Raw genomic sequence first — 21,552 nt, 5'->3', positions numbered from 1 at the left:
AATTAAAAACGTAAGGTTTTTAAACATATTTGAATAGTCTGGAGATACTATGCAGCCATTATTGCAGTTGATCCACCGCCATAAATCAGGCGAGAACGTTGGGGTTTACTCTGTTTGCTCGGCCCATCCCTGGGTGCTGGAAAGTGCTATTTGTTTTGCCAAAGAGAGAGACTCTTCGGTACTTATTGAGGCAACTTCTAATCAGGTTAATCAGTTCGGTGGATACACCGGAATGCAACCGATAGATTTCCGCGCAATGGTCTGGAACATTGCTGACAAAATAGGGCTTCCCCGCGAAAAAGTCTGGCTTGGCGGTGATCATCTGGGGCCTAATGCATGGCAAAACCGTAGCGCACAAGAGGCGATGCAGCTCTCTGAAACATTGATTTACGATTATGTTGCGGCAGGTTTCAGGAAAATTCATCTCGATTGCTCAATGTCCTGTGCCGATGATCCGGTGCCGCTCTGTGATGAAATCGTAGCATCCCGTGCAGCGAGGCTGTGTCAGGTTGCTGAGTGCAGTTGGAAAGCGCACGGCGGTGAACGCCCTGTTTATGTGATTGGCACTGAAGTTCCTGTTCCGGGAGGTGCTAAAGCGTCAATGGCAGAGATGCAGATCACTTCGCCTCTGGCTGCAGAAACGACGCTGAAAATTCATCAACACGCATGGCAGGAGCATGGTTTAGCGGATGTCTGGCCGCGGGTTATTGGCCTTGTGGTTCAGCCTGGCGTCGAATTTGATCATCATAATGTTGAACATTACAAGTCAGCGAAAGCACAAACACTAAGCCAGTTTATCGAGACAGTCCCCCATTTGGTTTATGAGGCGCATTCTACGGATTACCAAACTCCGCGTGCTTACCGTGAATTGGTGCGTGACCATTTTGCCATTCTAAAGGTGGGGCCTGCACTGACGTTTGCCCTGCGCGAGGGGCTGTTTGCTCTCGATAAGCTAGATCGTGAATGGAATGGTGAGCTGAATGCGGCTCACTTGCACAGTACGCTGGAGCAAATCATGCATGAGCAGCCTCAGCACTGGCATTCTTATTACCAAGGCAGTGCACATCAGCAATATATCGACCGCCAATACAGTCTTAGTGACCGCATCCGTTATTACTGGGCAGATCCAAAGGCAGAAGCGGCAGTCAATAAGCTGTTGGATAACCTGCGTAATAACCCAATACCTCTGTCGATGTTAAGTCAATACCTGCCTGAGCAGGCCGAAGCAGTAAAAGCAGGGCGACTGGAACAGGATCCGAAAGTGTGGGTGATGGATAAAGTGAGAACCGTTTTACTTCAGTACGCACTCGCGTGTGAAGGAGCTGTCGCATGAAGACGATATTGTCATATTCACAGTCATGGCTGGAAGAACACGATGCGCTGTTTACCGCAGAGGAGATAGCCCATCAACCCCGTTTATGGCGTGAACTCTATCGTGAATTGGAGTCCAGCGCGGCACAGTGGCAGCCTTTTTTGTCTCCATTGTTAGCTAAGCCTGATTTACAGATTATCCTCTGTGGTGCCGGTTCTTCCGCTTTTGTCGGTAAAGCGATGGCTCCGTGGTTACGTGAACATTGCGGGTTGGATGTTTGCGCCTATGCATCGACAGATATTCTGCCGACACCGTGGCAGTATCTTGAAAAACAGCGTCCGACCTTACTAGTCTCCTATGCACGTTCTGGTAACAGTCCGGAAAGTGTTGGTGTAATTGCGCTGGCAGATCAGCTGGCAGGTGATGTTTATCACTTGATACTTACCTGTAATCCTGATGGCGCGCTTGCCCATTATGTCAAGGAGAAGCGGGCAGAGGGTAAGAACAATGTCTGTTCGCTGATTATGCCTAAAGGTTCCCATGATCGTAGTTTTGCAATGACATCCAGCTTCAGCTGCATGACGTTGGCGACATTGCTACTGCTTGGCAAACTGGATTTTGCACGGGCAGATAAGTCAGTCGAAAAGATGGCCACTCTCTGTGAAAAGTGTTTTTCAGAATGGTTGCCGCAGGTTCAGAAAGTATCACAGTCCGGTTTCAGCAGAATGGTAGCGTTGGGTTCCGGCTGTTTTACCGGTATCGCGGAAGAAGGTGCCCTGAAGATGCTCGAACTGACCGCAGGGAAAGTGGCAACCCGTTTTGATTCTACGCTTGGTGTACGTCACGGTCCTAAATTTATGATCGATGAAAATACCTTAGTTGTCGTGATGCTGTCGGCTGAAGCGTATTGCCGCCGTTATGATATCGATCTGCTCAATGAACTGAAACATGATGAACTGGCAAAACAGATTATTCCGCTTAGCAGCCTGCCATTGTCGGGAGCTGTTGAACTCAATAGCGAGCTTTCTGATGTCTGGTTAATGTTTCCGTATCTTATCTTTTTCCAGTTGTTGGCATTCAATACCTCGCTGTCACATAGCTTATCACCCGATAATCCTTGCCCGACAGGGGAAGTAAATCGGGTTGTACAAGGTGTCCAGCTATACCTTTATTAACAAAATAATAACAGGAGTGAGTATGTCTACCCCAAACATATTGATGACCCGAATCGATAACCGTCTGATTCATGGTCAGGTTGGCGTGACCTGGACAAATTCACTGGGCGCGAATTTGGTGGTGGTGGCAAATGATGAGGCATCAGCCGACCCTGTTGCGCAATCTCTAATGGATATGGTGGTTTCTGACGATGTGCAGACCCGCTATTTCACATTGCAGAAAACAATTGATGTCATCCACAAGGCGGCGGACAGGCAGAAAATTTTTATTGTCTGCAAAACACCTCAGGATGTGCTTACTCTGGTTAAAGGAGGTGTTCCTATTAAATTTGTCAATGTCGGAAATATGCATTTCTCGGAAGGAAAAAAACAGATCCACAAAACAGTTTCTGTTGATGACGCTGATATCAATGCATTCCGTGAGTTGGATAAATTGGGAGTCACTTGTGAAATCCGTCGGGTGCCGGATGAAGCAGGTGAATCTGTCTCTAAGCTGATTAGCTGAGGAGGTCAGTATGCTTACTAGCGCACTACTTATCGCTTTACTGGCAGGGATAGCCGGTGTTGATTTGTTCAACGGACTGACTCATATTCACCGTCCCATCGTGATCGGCCCTTTGGTTGGACTGATTTTAGGGGATGTACAGACGGGTTTGCTGGTTGGCGGAACGCTGGAACTGGTCTGGATGGGGATGGTGCCACTGGCCGGAGCACAGCCACCTAATGTGGTTATTGGTGGGGTGATTGGGACAACGTTTGCGATCATGGCCCATACCGATCCGAAAGTGGCGATAGGGATAGCTGTGCCATTTTCGATAGCCGTACAGGGTTGCATCACACTGTTGTTCACTATCTATTCACCGATGATGCACAAGTGCGATGAAATGGTGAAAAAACTAAACTGGCGTGGTGTTGAATGGGTTAACTACTTCGGTATTCTCATTCTGTTCTTGTTCTACTTTATTGTGGCTTTCCTGCCTATCTATTTCGGTGCAGATGCGGCGAGTGCCATAGTTAGAAAAGCGCCACAATGGTTGCTTGATGGTCTTGCGGTCGCAGGGGGAATGATGCCTGCGATTGGTTTCTCATTACTGATGAAACTCATGATGAAAAAAACCTATGTGGCCTACTTCATGCTGGGTTTTATTTCCGTAACTTTCCTGAACATGCCGATTATTGCAGTCGCACTCGGCGCATTCGCAATCGCACTGATTGATTTCTTTAATCGTACCCGTAACGACAGTAACGACGATCAGGGTGCTGGTTCTCAGACTACCGCACAGGAGATGAACGATGGCATTTAACATAGCAACCAGTCAGGTTGATCGGGACGACTATATTGATAGTGATCCTGCTCCCGAACTGACAAACCGCGATATTAACGTAATGGCGCTGCGCTCACTATTATTGCAAGCATCGTTTAACTATGAACGTATGCAGGCAGGAGGCTGGTTATATACCCTGATACCAGCACTGCGCAAGATCCATAAAAATCCACAGGATTTATCCAACTCCATGAAAATGCATATGGAGTTTATCAATGTTCATCCCTTTGACGTCACTTTTCTGTCTGGGCTTGTACTGGCGATGGAAAAGAGCAAAGAGAAGGTATCTACTATCCGTGCTGTGAAAGTTGCATTAATGGGACCTTTAGGCGGGATCGGTGATGCTCTATTCTGGTTGACTCTACTACCTATTTGCGCCGGCATTGGGGCATCTTTGGCACTTCAGGGCAGTTTATTCGGACCGATTATTTTTCTGCTAATGTTTAATATTGTGCACTTTGCCCTGCGTTTCGGGCTGGCGCATTACGGCTATCAGGCCGGTACCAAAGCGATTGCCATGCTGAAAACGCACACCAGGAACATCTCTCATGCGGCTTCAATTGTCGGTATGACAGTGATAGGCGCGCTGGTGGCTTCTTACGTTCATCTTTCCACACCGTTAGTCATGAAGGCGGGTGAGGCGAAGGTTGCTCTACAGACGGATGTACTGGATAAACTGATGCCTAATCTGCTGCCTCTGGCTTTTACTCTACTGGTGTACTGGCTGATGAAGAAGGGAAGCTCACCGGTGAAACTGATTGGTATCACAGTAGTGTTCGGGGTTGTCGGTAAATTAGTTGGTTTTCTATAAGGGGTGCAGATGTTAGGTGTAGTGATAACCGGACATGGCAGTTTTGCCAGTGGCCTGTTGCAGGCAGTAGAGCAGGTCATTGGCCCACAGGCGCAATGTGTAGCCGTGGATTTTCCAGAAGGAATGTGTACTGAGACACTGAAAAAAGCACTGGCGGCTGCGTGCGGTCAATGTGATCAGGGGGATGGGCTGGTTTTTCTCACCGATTTACTCGGTGGTTCTCCATTCAGACAGTCTGCGCAACTGGCATTAAATCATCCTGCATATCAGGTTATTACCGGTACTAATATGCAGATGGTTGTGGAGATGATGCTTGAACGTGACGGTATGACAGCCCTTGAGTTTCGCGACATGGCACTGGAGTGCGGACATCGTGGGCTGACCAGTCTGTGGCATGAGCAACAGCGTGAAAAACCGTCATCACAGGATATTGATGGTATCTGAGGAGGTCACATGTATCTGATTTCTAATCGAGAAATGCTAAAAAAAGCGCAACGGGGTGGATATGCTGTGCCCGCTTTTAATGTCCATAACCTTGAAACAGTGCAGGTGGTAGTAGAAACCGCCGCCGCACTATCATCACCGGTAATATTGGCGGGAACACCTGGCACTTTTACCTACGCAGGGCTGGAATATATGGTGTCTATCTGTCGTGAAGCGGCCTATATCAACCACCTGCCAGTGGCACTGCATCTGGATCACCATGAAGAGTATGATGATATCTGTCATAAAGTGCAGTCTGGTATTCGTTCTGTGATGATTGATGGTTCACATCTGCCTTTTGAGCAGAATATTGAGGCAGTATCTCGGGTGGTCCGATTTTGCCAGAATTATGATGTCAGCGTTGAGGCCGAATTAGGCAGGCTTGGCGGGCAGGAGGATGATTTAGTCGTCGATAGCAAAGATAGCTTCTATACTGATCCTATAGCGGCGAAAGAGTATGTTGCTCGGACAGGTATTGATTCATTGGCGGTTGCGATAGGTTCAGCGCATGGCCTGTATCACGGTAAGCCGCACCTTGATTTTGATCGCCTGGACGCCATCAGGCAGCAGGTTGATATTCCACTGGTATTGCATGGTGCATCGGGTATCCCTGAAGAGATGGTTCGGCGTGCGATTAATTTTGGGATCTGCAAGGTGAATGTGGCGACAGATCTGAAAATCGCTTTTGCTGACGCGGTCAAAGCCTATTTTGCTGAACACCCTGATGCAAACGATCCGCGCAAATATATCACACCGGGTAAAGAGGCTATGCGCAAAGTGGTTGAAACTAAAATCCGCATTTGCGGTAGCGCAGGAATGATGTAACATTTTACAGCAATGCTTTCGCAAAGAAGGCACTCGCTTTTTTAGGGTTGCCTTTTCTATTCTTAATTATTTGTTTTATTTAATGAATTTTATTAATTCCCGCTGTTCATCGGAAGTTAATGTCTTGGGTTGGGATTGTTCATCCTGCAAAATTATCTGTAATTTTTTAAGCCGATTTACGTTTTATAACGACATGTTAATTAATGTCATTCCTATTCCCTTACCAAGGTGTCCTGATTGATTAAAATACACACATCCCACAGTAAAATTTCTAAAAGATTACAGGCCCCTAGAAGGAATATTGGCAGTGTCAGGGGGGTATTTTGGAATTTGATAAATGCATACAAAAAAAAGTCATCAATCAGGTTGCGTAATTACAGAAGTCGATATATTGTGACGAGAGTGATAGCTATGTCACATAGCTGATTGGCTTTTCTCGAATGGTGAGAAACAGTGACATAGTGTTATCACAGGTTTATTTAATTTCAGACATTTTACCTCGCTTCGGCGAGGTTTTTTGTTGTGTGTCATAGCTTTTGATGTAGTTCAAAGCGCGGATAAGGGAACTAACGGGACGCAATACGGGAAGAAAAAGCCTCGCTCAGCTAATCCAAGGACTAAAACGCTATCTGAGGAGCTGGAAAAGCCACTATAGCCAGAGCCAGTGGCCGTCGGTGATGCCGATATAAGACGTAAGCTACGCAGCATCCTCTGGAAACAGTGGCGAATAAGCTGTAGCCTGTAGCCCCTTGAATATGGCACTGCCGAACGGTTTGTTCGTGGAGCTGTGCTTGGTGGAGTCACGCGAAATTAGCAAAATCCGCCGTAAACCCTCGCCCAATGCGAGGGTGTCGTAAAAGGGGGGAGGTCATTTTTGCAACGCGTTAAGTTGAGATCCTCTCCCATTTTTCAGTGCCTGTTATTTGAACCAATAACAGGCTGAAAATTATCCATAATATCAGAGCCACTGCTCTTGATAAGTTATAGGCCATCGCATGCAGGGTAAATTCCAGCTTTACCGCTGATAATCCTCTACGCCGAAAGCGCTCCAGTCCCTGAATTCCCCGCAAAGCTGAAAATACCGGTTCTACTCTGCGCTTTCGTTGACTCAATATCCGTTTTGACTCAGGGTTAGCCATATGCAAACGCAGTTCATCCCGCTTTTCATCTTCCCGATAGCGTTTTATTTTTCTTCCACCTTTGGCCCGTGTACATTGGGTTTTTTGCCGGCATTGAGTGCCATTGGCACTGCCATAGACCCGATAGCCTCGCGCTTTTTCTGACGCGGCCACGGTGCTTTTCAACGATAATGAATGATGGGCCGGGCAGAGATAAGTGTCTTTCCCAGCATCATAGATAAATAACGATTTGGGGTAGATTGTTCGGGGGCTCTGCCGGGTTGAATTTTCAGAGCAAAACAGCGGGATCTGATATTTTTGTGCCTCAGCCATCACCGCGTCATGGAAATAACCGGCATCCAACAACAATTTGTCCGGATGATATCCCGATAAATTGAAATTCTGCACCAATAAATCCGCCATTACCCGTGTCTCACTGGATGGATCTACGGTTTGGGCGACGATAATACGTCCTGTGTTGACTAAAACAGACGGTTTATAGGCTGTTGAAAATCCCTTTCCCCGCTTGAGTTTCTGGACGACAGCGTCTGGCTCTGTGGGATTAATACGTAACTGGCTACCATCTTTCCCCTTTTTTGCCCGGTTTTCTTGCCGGCGTCGTAATACTTCTGTGCCCTGTTCCAATTGCTGAAGACGTTTCTCTGTCTGCCCCGTGGCAGGCGCTGCACTGAGGGTCTTTTTTTCGCGGGAAATGGCTGCCTGAGTCAAAAGATGATAATGAGAACACATGGCCTCAATCACTGTCCCGTCACCCGCCAGACACGAAATACCGGATTGACTGCGGCGCAAAACAGATAAGGTCAGCTCTTTAAAAAACATCCCCGTCAGGACAGTTTGATGCTGATAAATGAAACGTCCAAGACTGGCATGATCAGGGGTAATTCCCTGACTGACCCAAATACAGCCCAAATCTAAACGCGCCAAGCGTTCAAGTGCTCTGAGCGAACGCTGTCCTTTCATGATCCCATAAAGCAGGATCCCCATCATGGAGCGGGGAGAATAAGGAGCCCTGCCTGTTGAAGCATAATGACGTTCGAAAGGTCCCCAGTCTTGTTCATCCAGGATCTCTAGTACGGCTAAAGCGTTATTAAAAGAGTACACCGCTAAATTGACGCCTGAAAATGCAGGGAATCAAGTTGGTCGAGCTATCACGCGCTTTGCGCTTGTGGCGATGGCGGGGGAAATTGCCACGTTAGCGGGGATTACAGGCTGGAAAGAAGGTGAAGCCTTTACAGCAGCAAAGACCTGTTTAGATGCATGGATGAATGAGCGTGGTCATACCGCTAATCAGGAAGACATGACCGCGTTAGAACAAATCACCGATTTTATTTCACGTAATCAGTTCAGCTGCTTTGCCGATTGGTATGACGAAAACAGCCGCCCGATGAACATGATGGGCTTTCGACGTGTCGAAAAAGGGGTTTGTAACCAAGAGCCAACGATTCAATTTTACGTACTACCGATGGCATGGAAAGAAATTTGCAAAGGCTTTGACGTTAGAAAGGTGGTGCGTTTGTGTATTGAGAAAGGCTGGCTTGAGACGGGAAAAGATGGTAAAGCCCAAACCAGTATACGCCTACCAGAAATAGGGGTGAAACGGGTGTATGTCTTTAACAGTGAAGTCCTTGGTTCAGCGGATATTCTCTAATAAAAACTGACCATCTTATATTTTTAGTGTAACAGGTGTAACAAGGGTTACAGATATGATTTTAAAGGGGTTTATCTGTTACACCTTTTGTTTTTAAATGGGTAACAAAGTGTAACACTTTAGCGGTTGTTACACCTGTTACCCTTTAAAATAGCAAGGTATGTATTTAATTGGCTTTATTCTGGAAGGCATTAAGGCAAAGGTGATTAACCATGCGAGTAATGAAAGTGTATTGCCCTGTTTGTGGTGAACAGGCAACAATTCGAGAAATTCAAATGGAGGGCGTTGATAACACTCCTCATATTTACTGTTCCTGTAATGACTTTGAATGTGGTCATACCTATATGTTAACTCTGACTTTTTCACACACGATACAGCCAAGTAATTTGAAGCAAGCCATCAACCAGCCTATTTTGCCGTTATGATTGATTTGTATTTTACGTGGCTATCTCACAGTAATTTTTTGAAGTAGTCACTTAAACGTTAAGTGTAATTTGGCAAAATAAATTTCATTCGATTTCAGTTTTTCAATTCTCCGCAACCCGCATAAACACTGGCTTTTCAGTTTTTATGTGGTGCATACGCTCAAGTAAAAATCTCACGTAAAATAGAAAAATCATTTTATTTCAATAGATTAAATAATCACTCACTAAACGCACTCCACCTGAAAACTGAAATTTACTGAAAATCTTTTCACACATTTCAGTTTGAGATTTTCGGTAACTCCCTAGTATTGGCGCGGCTTGGCGATATGTTTTGTAGAATTTTAAAACTGAAATAATTTTTAGATCCAAATTGTGCAGGCGGGTGCGGTGTAGTGCATTTTACGTGGTTTTTTATTTTATGTTGCTATAAATATTATTGAGCGCCAGATAGGTAAACTAATGTATTGATCATTTCATTTTTTTTGTTATTCTTACCAAACCTTTACGCGTGGGATAACTGATTTTATCCTTGTCGGGCGTTTCGCCAGACACTAACTTATTGTGAACATTTAGGGTTGCGCTTCAGCACTTTCAGCCAGATCCTGAATTTCACTAGCGTTACATTCAGGAGCAGTCTGAAAGTCTAAAGCGCATCCTTTAGGTGAAGGAAAAAAAGGTGGCTATATGCCACCTTTTTAATATAAGAGGGGTTCCTTGATGTGAGTGATTCTGCTTACATGAATTCATTAGAAGAACAGTTTGGTGATTTGAGCTATTCAAACTTTATTGTTCAATTTATGCCACCGATAATTTTTGTTTGTGGTGGGCCAATTAATGCTAACCCGATAAGTGTAAGAGATTATTTTTTCTCTCATGTTGCCCAACATAATCCAAAATTGTTTGATTCTCTTGTCTTGGCAGAGGATTTCAAAGACTATTTTAAAGATGGAGCCTATTCTGATTTAATGAGCTTTGAGGATGATATAGCTAATATTTCGACTTTAGTCATTATATGCTTAGAAAGTGCGGGTTCTTTAGTTGAATTAGGCCTATTTGTTAATAGAAAAAATCTAGCTCAAAAATTACACGTTGTTGCTCCACTTGAAGAAATTGAAGGAACACCGAATAAAAATATGACACCAAGATCTTCATTTATTTAGGGCCTTTAGAATATTTAAAAAGCTTAGAGCCAAATTCAGTTTCAGTTTTTCCTTGGCCAGATAAAACTCGTTTAAAATATGACGAAATAGAGCTTATTTATGATGATGTAAGTGCTAGATTAAAAAACGTCAAAAAAACAGAAAAATATAATAGTAAAAACACAGGGCATTTAGCTATTTTAATTTATGAGATCATTTTACTATCAGAGCCAATAAAAAAACAGAAATTGAATGGGCGTTATATTGCATTGATATAGATGTTTCTCAAAAATTAATATCTAGATTACTTTATCTTTTAACTAAAATGAAACTTATTTCTTCAATCTCATATAGTCGTACAGATTATTATTATGTTATTGGACATAGAGAGAGTAAGATTAAGTTTGGCTTAAGTAATAAAGGGAAAATAAAAGACTCTATGAATATAAAAATAGCAATTAGACAGTCTTATTTAAGCATGGATGCAAAAAAGTCTGATGAAACTGCAAGAAAGAGAGAGAATGCTTTAAAATATATAAATATAATCAGAGGGAATGTAATATGAATTTATTACAATTTATAGCAAATGGCCTTTATCTAACCGAAGATGAGGCGATGCGCTACATCACTACGATCCCTAGAAGATATAAAAAGTTCCATATTAAAAAACGAAATAGTACGGAGTACAGATTAATTGCACAGCCTGCAAGGCAGGTTAAATCGTTGCAGAAGGCTGTATTGAAGCATATGGAACAGTATTTTTATATACATGAAAATGCTTTTGCTTATCAGCATGGAAAAGATATAAGAAAAAATGCACTATTACATAGTAATAATAAGTTTATATTGAAAATGGATTTTAAAAATTTCTTTTTAAGTATAAAGCCTATTCACTTAAAAAGATTTTTAGTAAATACAGGGAGAGAATTAAGTGAGAAAGATATTTTAGTAATGGAGAATTTATTTTTCTGGAAATTAAGAAGAAATAGCCCGTTAAGATTGAGCATTGGTGCTCCATCTTCACCAATGATATCCAATGTTATCATGTACTTTTTTGATTGTGAAATATCTATTAAATGTCAAAAGTTAGGGGTTAAATACTCTAGATATGCAGATGATTTAACTTTTAGCTCTAATGTAAATGGGGTATTATTTAGTGTACCTAAAATAGTTAGAGAAACTCTAAATTCTGTTGATTTAAATGATATAAAAATAAACCATAAAAAAACGGTTTTTTCATCAAAAAAATTCAATCGGCATGTAACGGGAGTAACAATTACTAACGATGAAAAATTATCTTTAGGGCGAGAAAAGAAAAGATTACTCAGAAGTAAAATTCATCATTATACTTTAGGGGTTCTTTCTGAATCTGAAATTTTGAAATTAAGAGGAGAACTTGGGTATGCAAAATTCATTGAGCCTAGATTTTTTGAATCCATGACCTGTAAATATGGACACGATGTAATGGATTCAATAGCTAAGTATGGTAATTGTTCATGAATATAATTTTGGCATAAAAAGTTAACATTTCTGGTCATGCTCCCAATAGTTAGATCTGTTATGAAAGATAGTATTCACGCTCAATGAACGTACCGACCACTTTGTCATGCATCTCTTCGGATTTGGAATAACCTATTGTCTTTCTATTCAGCCTCTTTATCCGGATACGAAGCGTAAGATTTGTTCTCTCAATACGTTGGGTAAATTTCTTTCCCGTGAGGTATTTTTCTTTAGGCAGACAATCGTAAACGGCATAATCATCTGTACAGTAAAACCGAATAGTAAAAGGAGACAAGAGAGCCAGCAGCTTTTTCAACGTTTTCCTGCTGCGATCCCCAAACACATGTGCCACTACCCGTTTCCTATTCAGCTCCCAGGCATACCAGAGCCAGCGTTGATTTTTCTTATTACCGACAAAGGACCACTGCTCGTCTATTTCACAAACAAGATGAATCTCACTGCTCGCAAGCGGCAGCGTAGTTACTTGTCTTGGTGTGAGCTTTTTAATGTGCGAATGACGGTGTTAATGCCGACGTTCAGAACCCGAGCCGTGTCCCTAACACCGGCGTTATTCATGGCCATATCAATAATTCGCTCTTTCATACCGGGATGACAGGCTTGATAGGTATAGTGCAGTTGGAAGGTTTTGCGACAGGCATAGCAGTGATAGCGAGGATGTCCAGTACGTCCTTTTCCATGCCCTTTAACCTCGTCTGTTTTATGACAGTAACGACAAATCACATCCACTTTAGCCATATCTCACCCAGAATAAAAAGTAGGGAGTTTATCACAAGATCTAATCATTGGGAGCATGACCCTTCAATACGCTTTTCCATCATTCACCTCACGTGAGTTAATAGGATGCCAGCCGCAATAGGGATACTGAGGTTATGAGAGTGATTACGGTGGCGAATTTGGTTGACACTGCACATATTTAATGTATACTGATACTATACGGTTTACGGCGGTGATGCACAATGATCAAAAGTTTTAAGCATAAAGGTTTGGAAAAATTCTTTAAAACAGGTTCTACAGCCGGCATTCAAGCAAATCACGCTGTAAAACTGAATATCCAATTAACCGCGTTGAACACCGCTAAAAAACCCGATGACATGAACGCCCCCGGTTGGAAATTACATCCATTAAAGGGGGCTGATTTAAAAGGTCACTGGGCTATTTCTGTTAATGGAAACTGGCGGCTGACATTTCGCTTTGAAGGCGAAGATGTCATTTTGGTTAATTATCAAGATTATCACTGAGGAATGCACTATGAACAGAATGTACAACCCTGCACATCCCGGAATTGTTTTGCGTGAATATTTAGGCGATATCTCTGTTACCGAAGCAGCAAAAGCACTGGGTATAACCCGTGTGGCTTTATCCCGTATTTTAAATGGTAACACGGGTATATCAGCAGATATGGCACTCCGTTTAGAAGCGGCATTGGGAACCAGCGCTGAAATGTGGACCAATATGCAGTCCCAATATGAGTTGTGGCAGGCTTCCCAACAGCAGCGCCCTGAAATCAAGCCGATATTCGCTCACCTGTAAATCGTAATTCCCTCGAATTCGGGGGAATTGAAACATTCCTCTAAACATCCCGAACGTGCAGGATTTCGAACTACCGCAAATTCCTCGGTAGTTGGATAAAGCCATCGAATTCATCTTGCATGGGGGTGATCTCTTTTTCGCTGAAAATCAGGTTAACCATATGATTTATATAGCATGTTATAGTGTTCTTTATACCGATCCGAGGTGTTGCTTAAAATGGTTAAAACCCCACCTAACACACTGATTTAACTATGATGTAGGGCGCTGCCTGACCCCGATCGAGTTGTAAACTCTGAGTTGACAACTGGTAGATGCAAAAAAGCCCCGCGAGTGCGAGGCTTGGAATTCAATAAGCTACGTGACATAGCTATCACTCTTATCACAATATACTGACTTTTGTAATTACGCAACTCTATTAATGACTTATTTTTGTACGCATTTATCAAATTCCAAAATAACCCCTGAAACTGCCAGTACGCCCTCAATAAATCCCTCAGCTGCCTGTAATCTTTTAGCCACTTCGTTATGAGATATGCCTAATTTATTCCCCATTACCCTTAATGGCAGTGCCTTAATGTAGTGCAATACGATCAACTGGTAGGAATACGGATTATGTTTCTTCAATCGCAGAACAGCAGCATCAATCGCTATCCCGTCATCATCACAACATTGTGCATGGCTCTTTCGGGTGCTGGGAACCAGACCTTTAAACCCCGCTGCAATGGATGACCAATCGACGTCACTATTCCCGTCACTCGCCCACGAACCCCATTGACTGAGTATTATTCGCATATCACGCATTTGCACACTCCCCCACCAGCATTCCCATGAAACCCCTTTCTTTCTGACAGTGTAAGTTAAGTAATTTTTTCATAATGCCTCTGCTGTACTGTCCTTTTATTTTCCCATTTGATGTTGTCTCAAAACCTCTGTTTGTTGTCTCATGTTGTCTCAATTTAAAAGTAAATATAATTAAAATTCATATAGTTAATAAAAATGAGACAACTGAGACAATAGGTTTAACCCTCACATGAGAAATTATTCGTCGTCGGGTTCTGGCACCAATACCATGATATAAGCCCGTTGCTGGATACCCCCCAAGTGCTTAAGTCGCGGTGTCTTTCCCTGAAAGCTCCTGCCACTGGCCGGCTTCCTGAGAATGCCATTTTTCACTAACGTATCCGCGAACATAACCAACGTTGAGCCAGTTCCGTTAATTGCGCTTTTCGCTTCTCAGGTGGTGTATCTAAATCAAGAAATGCACAATTGCGCGACTCCAAATAAGCCAGTAGCTGTAACTGATCTACAGTCATGTTATCTCTGACTTCTTTAGATTTAATGCCCTTATTTTTAGCCCATCTGACCGGATCTATACCCAGCACCAATTTATTAATGAATCGTGATTCATTGCTGTAAGCAAAACCCTTTTGGTTGTCTCCGGTGCGCTCCATGTATCCCTTCATCGCATCTGCCATACTTTTGTGATCTTCACAGGCAGTGACGCGATTTTTACGCCAATTAAGCAGAGCGGCTTTGTGTTCTTCTGGTGCAATGCGGCGTAGACGTTTTTCACAGTCGATAAAGTACTGGCGAGCCTCTTTGCCTTCTTCGGTGCGTTCCACCATAGAAAGCTCTTTCGCCATATCAGAGCTAATACGGTATTCAGTTCTCGGACGACCTTTTTTGGAATTTTCCAAATAAGTCTCGTAGTCCTCATTTTCAATAAACCCGTATTGCTCAATGCGCTGCTTTATCCAGCTAGCAAACAGTTCCTTATTGCCAAGAAACTTGTGCAGATTTCTGGCATCAGTAACCATTGCTGCCTTTCCGTTAATGGTTCCCGCTGTTAACGGGATCATTTCGGCATAATTCTTTTTTCGATTCTCTTTGTACTGAACTAAAATAGGCTCTTGGCTGTTTTCAGTGTGAGCGAGCCCCTGACCATTTAAGGCCATATTTTTAGATGTCATAGTTTTACCCTGTCTTAATTAATTTGATTTTCGGCTATAGGGGTTATTTACGTTTTCTACTGTTGGCGGATTACGTACCCACCAGAGCACATCACTTAATAGCCACGCACAGGAATTACGCCCAAAATGACAACGTGGTGGAAATAAACCTAATCTTTCTAATTTATGGCAATGGCTGCGAGAAATACCGGGTATTCTTTCTCGTTCCCTTTCTCTTATTCGTCTTTCACTTTCGCTGTAAGCGGAAAGAATATATTTCCGCTGTTCATCGGTGGGTAATATAAATTTTGTCATTACATTACCTCGCTACGAGATTCAGCAATACGTTGTGATATCCAGTCATCAATTTCTGACTCAATGAAAGCGACTGAACGAGTGCCAATTTTAACTTGTTTGGGGAATCTATTATCTGCAATGAGTTTGTAGATCCATGCTTTACCGTAGCCCGTTCTGTGTTGAACTTCGGATAAGCGGATAAGATTTTCTTTAGGTATTGTGATTGTTAGCATGTTGCCCCCCTGTTATCTAGTTTGTAATACGCCTTGATAGACGTTCGTAGATTCAGGGTTATATTTACACGAAAAAATGCTTTTTGATCATGCCATTAGGCCTAATGGCTTTTTTGAAAATTTAACTATGAGAGTTGTACCTTATACGGCTGTTTATTGTACAAAACACTATGAGGGTAGAGGGTAAATAGTGGCTCATTACCATCATGGTTAAGGGTAAAAGGCCATTTTTACCCTCAGGGTTGAGGGTTGTTTTACTTTAGCGTGAACAGTGTAGATATTCGTATCCACCTATTTACGCTTAATAGGGCAAGCAACCTTTTCAATTGCTTGAGCTTGAGCCTTTGTCATTTCAAACTCTTTATATTCATCTATGAGCTTTGCTACCACCCACTCTTGGGTTGGTATTGTTGATCTTGAATCTTCATTGTAGTCTACCCACACTTCATTTCTTAATTTAATAGCTATTGATAATGGGTCATCATCTCTATATGCAGACAATAGTAGCGGTATATTTTCTTTTAATTCATTGATTTTTGTTTTTAAAGATTTATTTTCTAATTCTAAACTTTCAATTTTTGAGAGTAAATCAACTGAACTACTTTCATTATCTATTTCACTTTCAGGTAATTCAAAAGGCCAATCTAGGTTATGCTCTCTAGCCCATTTAGTAACTTGGTCTTTAACTAAAGTAACATCGACTCTATATTCTTCATTATAGTTATAATCCATGATGATATTGTTGCCTGACAATATATCATTATCATATGCATCCCAAAGAGAGGCTCTATAACCACGGATAATATCAACCAATGGACCAGAATTTATATGTTCACTAGGTCTACACCCAGCAAAAATATTTGCAGCTTCATCTAGTTGTATGCCTATTCTTGTTTTATATGGTTTAAGATAATCAGGCAAAGAACGCTTTCCCCCTAGAGAGAAACCTAAAACATCCTCAAGTTGGGATTTCACAAAACCAAACTTCCTATATTCGCTAGCTAATTTATGCTCTGTCATAATAAACTCACTCTAAAAAGGGATGCTGTCTTCAAAGCTAAATGGATCATTTTCAATGATGTTTTTTAGTAACTCTCGAATCAGAGGTCTATTATCACAGTATGAAAACGTAGCTATTCCTAATTTTTCCCCAAAAAAAGGAGGATTAATTGGACTATTATTCCAATCTCTATCATCTGGTAATTTCAATAAGATAATCTCAGCGGCAGTCACTAAGGAGCAATCCAGCATCTCGCAAATAATATTTAGAGTATCTTCTATAGAAATAAAATCTTTTGCTTTGCTTTTTAATTCACTAAGCGGATCCGCTAAAAACACATTATTCATCACGCCACCTCATGCCCTCATTTAATAGAAGCTATGCCAGTCCGTAGAGGTGTACGGGTTTTCGGGGATCAGCCTAGACATAGCTTTAATCTTTAATGTCTTGGGTAGTCTACTAAAGTCAATTATCGCTGTCTATTCATCCAGTTAAGCATATTTCTTAAACTTGCCATGCACCACATTTCCGCCTTGTTCTAGTGCTTCCATATAGTCCGCATACCATTGAAGCATCTCCCTGCGACCATCCAAGTATTGAGCATGGTTATATGTGCCACGAAGGCTGTTTTTATCCACATGAGCAAGCTGGGTTTCAATCCATTCAGAGGGGTAATTTTGTTCGTGCAAGATAGTACTCATCGTGTGGCGGAATCCGTGGCTCGTTGCTTGTCCTGTGTAGCCAATTCGCCTAATTAATAAATTTAATGCCATTTCACTCATAGGCTTATTTGCATCATTCCTGCCCTGAAAAACATATTTTCCTTGTCCTGTGATTGGTTTTATTTGTTCTAATATATCAATAGCCTGACTTGATAATGGAACAATATGAGGACGGCGCATTTTCATTTTTGCAGTAGGTATTTCCCATTGAGCTTTATCAAAATCAATTTCTGTCCATTCAGCTTTACGCAATTCGCCGGGACGAGCACCAATTATCATTTGTAATCGCATCCCCATTTTTACAATAAAACTTCCTGTATAGGCATTTAAGGATTTATAGAACTCAGGGATTTCATCAACAGTTAAAAATGAATAATGTTCTTTTTTATGTGGAGCAAAGGCAGACACTAAATCAGGTGCGGGATTATACTCAGCTCTTCCTGTTACTATTGCATATCGCCATACTTCCCCACAGCGTTGACGCACTTTTCTGAGCTTCTCAGTCGCCCCCCGATCATTCATTCGTGATAAAACAGATATAAGCTCCATTGGCTTAATTTCAGCGATAGGTCTATTACCTATATAGGGGAAAACATCGTTTTCAAATGTTTCCATCATTTCTTTGGCATAAGAAGCTGACCACCTATCTACACGTTTCTCATACCATTCACGAGTTATGTTTTCGAAGGTATTTTCTATCAGGTTTGCTGCGGATATCTTTTCAGTTTTTCTTACTTCACTTGGATTAATCCCATTAGCAACTAATTTCCTTGCTTCGTCACGTTTGATTCTGGCCTCGGTGAGCGTTACTACCGGATAAACACCTAACGAGATCATTTTAGTTTTACCCGCGAATTGATAACGGTATCGCCAGCCTTTAGAACCATTGGTATCAATTAACAAAGATAGCCCGTTGCCATCTGCCAATGTATAGGCTTTTTCCTTTGGTTTGGCTCGCTTGATTGCTAAGTCTGTCAGCTTCATAACCCCCCCAATATTGTATAGAAGAAATGTATAGGGAATTTCTATACAAAAAACTATACAACAAATTGTAGAGATTTAGGAAGACGGTTGTAGACTTCGAGAGATTAGAGTTTCTCGCTATAGCTTGATTTTTATGGGGTTTGGAGGCTTTAGTAGACGTTGAGAGAGGTTCGTTTGGCGTCCCCTGCAGGAATCGAACCTGCAATTAGCCCTTAGGAGGGGCTCGTTATATCCATTTAACTAAGGGGACTTTTTATCACTCTGTTTTGCTTTGTTTCAAGCTGTTCTTATCTTATCTCCTTCTGCCTGTTTTAATCAAGTTTTTTGCATTTGTTTGTTTCGTTTTGTTTCCGCTTGTTTTCTGTTGTAGTCGGTTTGTTCACTTGCCATTGTGTACAGATTGAGTACATAATCACATTTCATCTTGTGTACAGGTTATAATAGCTATGGCATTGAGCGACACCAAACTTCGTGGCATTCACAATAAACCCTACAAAGGCAGGCCTGAATTAACCGATGGTGACGGCTTGAGTGTCAGGATCACCCCAAACGGAACCATAACATTTCAGCACAGATACCGTTGGAATGGCAAACCCATTCGCCTGACTGTTGGTCGTTATCCTGAGATGACACTTAAGGATGCAAGAATAGCAGTAGGCGAAATGCGCTCATTGTACACAAAAGGACTTGATCCAAAAACGTATTTTTCTCGTTCAGAGGGGGAGGCAACCTTAAAAGATTGTCTTGACTACTGGTGGGATAAGTACGCGTCAACATTAAAGCCCAATACTCAAATACTTTATAAGTCTGTCGTGTACAACACGATGTACACACAATTCTCGTGTACACCAATTGCTAGTATACCTGTATCATCGTGGGTTAAGTTTTTCGATAAGCAAGAAAAGGAAAATTCTAAAAAGGCCAGAGTGCTTCTAACTCAGATTCGATCAGTTGTTAACTGGTGCGTAGGGAGGCAGTTTATCCCATCATGTGAGGTGATGAAACTCAGCGTGAAGAACATCGGTAAGAAACCAGACACAGGCAGTAGAGTTTTGACTTACACGGAATTGGCTAAGGTCTGGTTGGCATTGGAAAATAACAAAATAGTTTCCTCTAATAAGGTATTACATCAGCTACTTTTGTTGTGGGGATCTCGCCTTTCTGAGCTGCGGCTTGCCACAGCCAGTGAATTTAATATGGATGACCTAATCTGGACAACTCCAGTCGTTCATTCAAAGATGGGTAATGTAATAAGACGGCCTATATTTGAGCAGGTTACGCCTTATATAGAACGACTCTTAAGCATGGGTAATAATATTTTGTTTCCTGGACAGGAATTGGATAAAGCTATAGATAGGTCGTCAGCAAACCTCTATATGAACAAGTTAAGGAAATCTATCGATATACCTGAATGGCGCACACATGATTTTAGACGCTCATTAGTGACTAATTTATCAAGTGAAGGAATTCCGCCCCATGTCACCGAAAAGATGCTGGGGCATGAATTAGGTGGGGTTATGGCTGTATACAATAAGCACGATTGGATTGATGAACAAAAAGAAGCGTATGAATTATATGCAGATAAAATATTATGGCATGTCAAACAACTGACTTCCGGTTGACTCCGCCTTCATCGATCCATTGACGCACAGCCGAAAGTCTATATCTTGCTGGATGACTTAAAACAGGCTCAGGGAATCCATATTTTTTTCTGAGTCTATATACAGCGGTTCTTTTCTTTCCTAACATACCGAAAACATCATTTTCTGAGATTAAATCTTTATCCATCTTTCATCTCCTTCCGAATAACTCTCACATAATACGCCAGCACTGATTTAGCGCTGAATTTCATGTGGTTGAGTGGTTTAAATTTGGGGGTGTATTTATCGAGAATTGCGGCGACTGCGACATCGTCGTATTTGGGTAGATTGTTTAACTCGTTCAGGCATTCCCTCGCCACCTGTCGTCGTCCGTTCTCGAATGATTGGTTATTCATGATGCTCGGTTGACAAATTCGATTTAATTTGCAAAACGGTTGACGCTAAATAGTCAACCGACACTCTTTCCGTTCTCGAATTTGTTAGTCATTGGTGGTGAATTTAACCTCACTAATAAATTCGATATTATTTTGGGGTGACTCATTACCCCATAAATCCCAGCCCTCGACTGTCTCACGGGCAAATAATTCAATGCGTGGTACATCACCGTATAATTGCTCTAATCGGTAGTGAGCTTCTCGCGGCTTTTGCGAGTGTTCACCCAGACACGAATAAATAACCTGTTTCACGCTGGCGCTTTGTCGTGGCAGTCCATTACCACGAACGGCGATCAATACATCCTCGGTGTTGCTGCGGGTGTAGTTGCCGCCGTTCATCCGTGTTTCGGTGTTGAGCAGTTCCATAAAGTCATGAGCATCGAACAGCCTTTCTTCCCGAATAGCCTTATTGATACGTTCCATCGCTAACTTATTCAGCTTTATCCACGTGAACAGCTTCATGGTCTTAACTGTAAATCCCCATGCCTCAGCCAGCTTAATAGCTTCCAATGCAAAGTTCCCCGTGTACCACATGCAGAGTACGGAATTTTCAGCGGCTATTTGTTCTATGGGTAATCGGGTGAGGGAATAAAAATCGGTAGTAGAGTAGTGGTTATTGGCGGCTCCGTTGCTGGCTGCGTTATTATATTGCCACGGGGGATCAGCTACGATGAGGCTGTATTTCATTCTCCATCCCTACTGTTACTTATATTAAATGGCAATCCATCTGCCTCCATAGGGTTAATATTTGCAAAATCACATGGAATAATGAGACCGCCAAACTCTTTAACCATCATTAATGCTTGTTGGGCTTGAATCGCGATAATATTTTTTGGTAACACTAATTGATAAGTTACTCCATCAATTAAGACCAAAGTCGTCATTGCTTGAACTTGTTTCATGGCTATATTCTCGTTATTTGTTTGGGTGGCGGTATAGATTTACTGCAAATATGCTTTTGTTATCACCTATATCATCAATGCTTTTATAAACCTTACC

At 42.1% G+C, this 21,552-nt stretch carries 27 protein-coding genes, 1 tRNA gene and 1 pseudogene; 15 read left to right on the top strand and 14 right to left on the bottom strand.

What is annotated here, in order from left to right; all coding sequences use genetic code 11:
• Positions 1-49 precede the first annotated feature (49 nt).
• The 8 genes from WDV75_RS14270 (at position 50) to WDV75_RS14235 (ending at position 6,620) form a co-directional block, all read left to right on the top strand.
• Positions 50-1,333, top strand: a complete 1,284-nt coding sequence (locus WDV75_RS14270) for a D-tagatose-bisphosphate aldolase, class II, non-catalytic subunit (protein ID WP_273571920.1) — start codon at positions 50-52, stop codon at positions 1,331-1,333.
• On the top strand, positions 1,330-2,487 hold the full coding sequence (locus WDV75_RS14265) for an SIS domain-containing protein (protein ID WP_273571922.1): 1,158 nt from the start codon (positions 1,330-1,332) through the stop codon (positions 2,485-2,487). The genes WDV75_RS14270 and WDV75_RS14265 overlap by 4 nt, the downstream gene beginning before the upstream one ends.
• 22 nt (positions 2,488-2,509) lie before the next feature.
• Positions 2,510-2,992: a PTS N-acetylgalactosamine transporter subunit IIB gene (agaV, locus tag WDV75_RS14260; RefSeq protein WP_273571924.1), complete on the top strand. Its 483-nt coding sequence runs from the start codon at positions 2,510-2,512 to the stop codon at positions 2,990-2,992.
• Positions 2,993-3,002: 10 nt separating this feature from the next.
• Complete coding sequence (gene agaW / locus WDV75_RS14255) at positions 3,003-3,791, top strand: PTS N-acetylgalactosamine transporter subunit IIC (protein ID WP_273571926.1); 789 nt, start codon at positions 3,003-3,005, stop codon at positions 3,789-3,791.
• Complete coding sequence (locus WDV75_RS14250) at positions 3,781-4,623, top strand: PTS system mannose/fructose/sorbose family transporter subunit IID (protein ID WP_273571928.1); 843 nt, start codon at positions 3,781-3,783, stop codon at positions 4,621-4,623. Before agaW ends, WDV75_RS14250 begins: the two co-directional genes overlap by 11 nt.
• A 9-nt stretch (positions 4,624-4,632) precedes the next feature.
• A complete protein-coding gene (gene agaF / locus WDV75_RS14245) occupies positions 4,633-5,067 on the top strand; it encodes a PTS galactosamine/N-acetylgalactosamine transporter subunit IIA (RefSeq protein ID WP_273571930.1) in 435 nt (144 codons plus the stop codon).
• A gap of 9 nt (positions 5,068-5,076) precedes the next feature.
• On the top strand, positions 5,077-5,931 hold the full coding sequence (locus WDV75_RS14240; RefSeq protein WP_273571932.1) for a tagatose bisphosphate family class II aldolase: 855 nt from the start codon (positions 5,077-5,079) through the stop codon (positions 5,929-5,931).
• A 557-nt stretch (positions 5,932-6,488) separates the two neighbouring features.
• Positions 6,489-6,620, top strand: a complete 132-nt coding sequence (locus WDV75_RS14235) for a group II intron maturase-specific domain-containing protein (RefSeq protein ID WP_273571934.1) — start codon at positions 6,489-6,491, stop codon at positions 6,618-6,620.
• Between the two features lie 195 nt (positions 6,621-6,815).
• On the opposite strand, the gene WDV75_RS14230 is transcribed toward WDV75_RS14235, so the two are convergent.
• Positions 6,816-8,030, bottom strand: coding sequence for a transposase (locus tag WDV75_RS14230; protein ID WP_338861205.1), 1,215 nt, complete (start codon positions 8,028-8,030; stop codon positions 6,816-6,818).
• A gap of 103 nt (positions 8,031-8,133) precedes the next feature.
• Between WDV75_RS14230 and WDV75_RS14225 the strand changes: the two are divergent.
• From WDV75_RS14225 to WDV75_RS14210, 4 genes and pseudogenes are all read left to right on the top strand, one after another.
• Positions 8,134-8,718: pseudogene (locus WDV75_RS14225) on the top strand (alkaline-shock protein); the annotation flags it as partial.
• 212 nt (positions 8,719-8,930) lie between these two features.
• Entirely contained in the window at positions 8,931-9,143 is a 213-nt protein-coding gene (locus WDV75_RS14220; protein ID WP_273571961.1) for an ogr/Delta-like zinc finger family protein, read from the top strand.
• A 719-nt stretch (positions 9,144-9,862) separates the two neighbouring features.
• Positions 9,863-10,303: a retron St85 family effector protein gene (locus WDV75_RS14215; protein WP_273571959.1), complete on the top strand. Its 441-nt coding sequence runs from the start codon at positions 9,863-9,865 to the stop codon at positions 10,301-10,303.
• A 540-nt stretch (positions 10,304-10,843) separates the two neighbouring features.
• Positions 10,844-11,782 (top strand): retron St85 family RNA-directed DNA polymerase, encoded by a 939-nt coding sequence (locus WDV75_RS14210; protein WP_273571958.1) that lies wholly within the window; start codon positions 10,844-10,846, stop codon positions 11,780-11,782.
• Between the two features lie 58 nt (positions 11,783-11,840).
• Here WDV75_RS14210 and WDV75_RS14205 read toward each other — a convergent pair.
• Positions 11,841-12,538 (bottom strand): IS1 family transposase gene (locus WDV75_RS14205; RefSeq protein WP_273571956.1). Its coding sequence is split into 2 segments (ribosomal slippage): positions 11,841-12,289 and positions 12,289-12,538, totalling 699 coding nucleotides; the frame shifts between segments, so codons are not numbered across the junction.
• Between the two features lie 221 nt (positions 12,539-12,759).
• Between WDV75_RS14205 and WDV75_RS14200 the strand changes: the two genes are divergently transcribed.
• Both WDV75_RS14200 and WDV75_RS14195 read left to right on the top strand, forming a co-directional pair.
• Positions 12,760-13,041, top strand: coding sequence for a type II toxin-antitoxin system RelE/ParE family toxin (locus WDV75_RS14200; RefSeq protein WP_273571954.1), 282 nt, complete (start codon positions 12,760-12,762; stop codon positions 13,039-13,041).
• 10 nt (positions 13,042-13,051) lie between these two features.
• A complete protein-coding gene (locus WDV75_RS14195) occupies positions 13,052-13,333 on the top strand; it encodes a HigA family addiction module antitoxin (RefSeq protein WP_273571952.1) in 282 nt (93 codons plus the stop codon).
• Positions 13,334-13,756: 423 nt separating this feature from the next.
• Here WDV75_RS14195 and WDV75_RS14190 read toward each other — a convergent pair whose 3' ends face one another.
• The 9 genes from WDV75_RS14190 to WDV75_RS14150 all read right to left on the bottom strand — a co-directional run bounded on the left by WDV75_RS14190 (position 13,757) and on the right by WDV75_RS14150 (position 18,768).
• Positions 13,757-14,134 (bottom strand): antiterminator Q family protein, encoded by a 378-nt coding sequence (locus WDV75_RS14190; protein ID WP_273571950.1) that lies wholly within the window; start codon positions 14,132-14,134, stop codon positions 13,757-13,759.
• Between the two features lie 237 nt (positions 14,135-14,371).
• Positions 14,372-14,506: a hypothetical protein gene (locus tag WDV75_RS14185; protein WP_273571948.1), complete on the bottom strand. Its 135-nt coding sequence runs from the start codon at positions 14,504-14,506 to the stop codon at positions 14,372-14,374.
• Complete coding sequence (locus tag WDV75_RS14180) at positions 14,506-15,303, bottom strand: antA/AntB antirepressor family protein (RefSeq protein WP_273571946.1); 798 nt, start codon at positions 15,301-15,303, stop codon at positions 14,506-14,508. Before WDV75_RS14180 ends, WDV75_RS14185 begins: the two co-directional genes overlap by 1 nt.
• An 18-nt stretch (positions 15,304-15,321) precedes the next feature.
• Positions 15,322-15,597: a helix-turn-helix transcriptional regulator gene (locus WDV75_RS14175; protein WP_273571945.1), complete on the bottom strand. Its 276-nt coding sequence runs from the start codon at positions 15,595-15,597 to the stop codon at positions 15,322-15,324.
• The gene (locus tag WDV75_RS14170; RefSeq protein WP_273571943.1) at positions 15,597-15,812 is read right to left on the bottom strand and encodes a helix-turn-helix transcriptional regulator; all 216 of its coding nucleotides are present in this window, start codon (positions 15,810-15,812) and stop codon (positions 15,597-15,599) included. Before WDV75_RS14170 ends, WDV75_RS14175 begins: the two co-directional genes overlap by 1 nt.
• Positions 15,813-16,103: 291 nt before the next feature.
• The gene (locus tag WDV75_RS14165) at positions 16,104-16,832 is read right to left on the bottom strand and encodes a hypothetical protein (RefSeq protein WP_273571941.1); all 729 of its coding nucleotides are present in this window, start codon (positions 16,830-16,832) and stop codon (positions 16,104-16,106) included.
• Between the two features lie 12 nt (positions 16,833-16,844).
• On the bottom strand, positions 16,845-17,159 hold the full coding sequence (locus WDV75_RS14160) for a hypothetical protein (RefSeq protein WP_273571940.1): 315 nt from the start codon (positions 17,157-17,159) through the stop codon (positions 16,845-16,847).
• A 144-nt stretch (positions 17,160-17,303) separates the two neighbouring features.
• The gene (locus WDV75_RS14155) at positions 17,304-18,518 is read right to left on the bottom strand and encodes a tyrosine-type recombinase/integrase (RefSeq protein WP_273571939.1); all 1,215 of its coding nucleotides are present in this window, start codon (positions 18,516-18,518) and stop codon (positions 17,304-17,306) included.
• A gap of 175 nt (positions 18,519-18,693) precedes the next feature.
• Positions 18,694-18,768, bottom strand: a tRNA-Arg gene (locus WDV75_RS14150).
• A 196-nt stretch (positions 18,769-18,964) separates the two neighbouring features.
• Between WDV75_RS14150 and WDV75_RS14145 the strand changes: the two genes are divergently transcribed.
• Positions 18,965-20,140 carry a tyrosine-type recombinase/integrase gene (locus WDV75_RS14145; protein ID WP_273571938.1) on the top strand — a complete coding sequence of 392 codons (1,176 nt, stop codon included), beginning with the start codon at positions 18,965-18,967 and terminating at the stop codon, positions 20,138-20,140.
• Here the strand turns inward: WDV75_RS14145 and WDV75_RS14140 are convergent.
• The 3 genes from WDV75_RS14140 to WDV75_RS14130 all read right to left on the bottom strand — a co-directional run bounded on the left by WDV75_RS14140 (position 20,118) and on the right by WDV75_RS14130 (position 21,455).
• Complete coding sequence (locus WDV75_RS14140) at positions 20,118-20,306, bottom strand: helix-turn-helix transcriptional regulator (protein ID WP_273571936.1); 189 nt, start codon at positions 20,304-20,306, stop codon at positions 20,118-20,120. The two genes, WDV75_RS14145 and WDV75_RS14140, sit on opposite strands and share 23 nt — an antisense overlap.
• A gap of 292 nt (positions 20,307-20,598) precedes the next feature.
• On the bottom strand, positions 20,599-21,240 hold the full coding sequence (locus WDV75_RS14135; RefSeq protein ID WP_338860026.1) for an MT-A70 family methyltransferase: 642 nt from the start codon (positions 21,238-21,240) through the stop codon (positions 20,599-20,601).
• Complete coding sequence (locus tag WDV75_RS14130; protein WP_273572400.1) at positions 21,237-21,455, bottom strand: hypothetical protein; 219 nt, start codon at positions 21,453-21,455, stop codon at positions 21,237-21,239. The genes WDV75_RS14135 and WDV75_RS14130 overlap by 4 nt, the downstream gene beginning before the upstream one ends.
• Positions 21,456-21,552: the final 97 nt, after the last annotated feature.

This window comes from Xenorhabdus griffiniae, assembly GCF_037265215.1.
Classification (GTDB): domain Bacteria; phylum Pseudomonadota; class Gammaproteobacteria; order Enterobacterales; family Enterobacteriaceae; genus Xenorhabdus; species Xenorhabdus griffiniae.
This window is presented reverse-complemented; position numbering and strand designations above follow the sequence as displayed.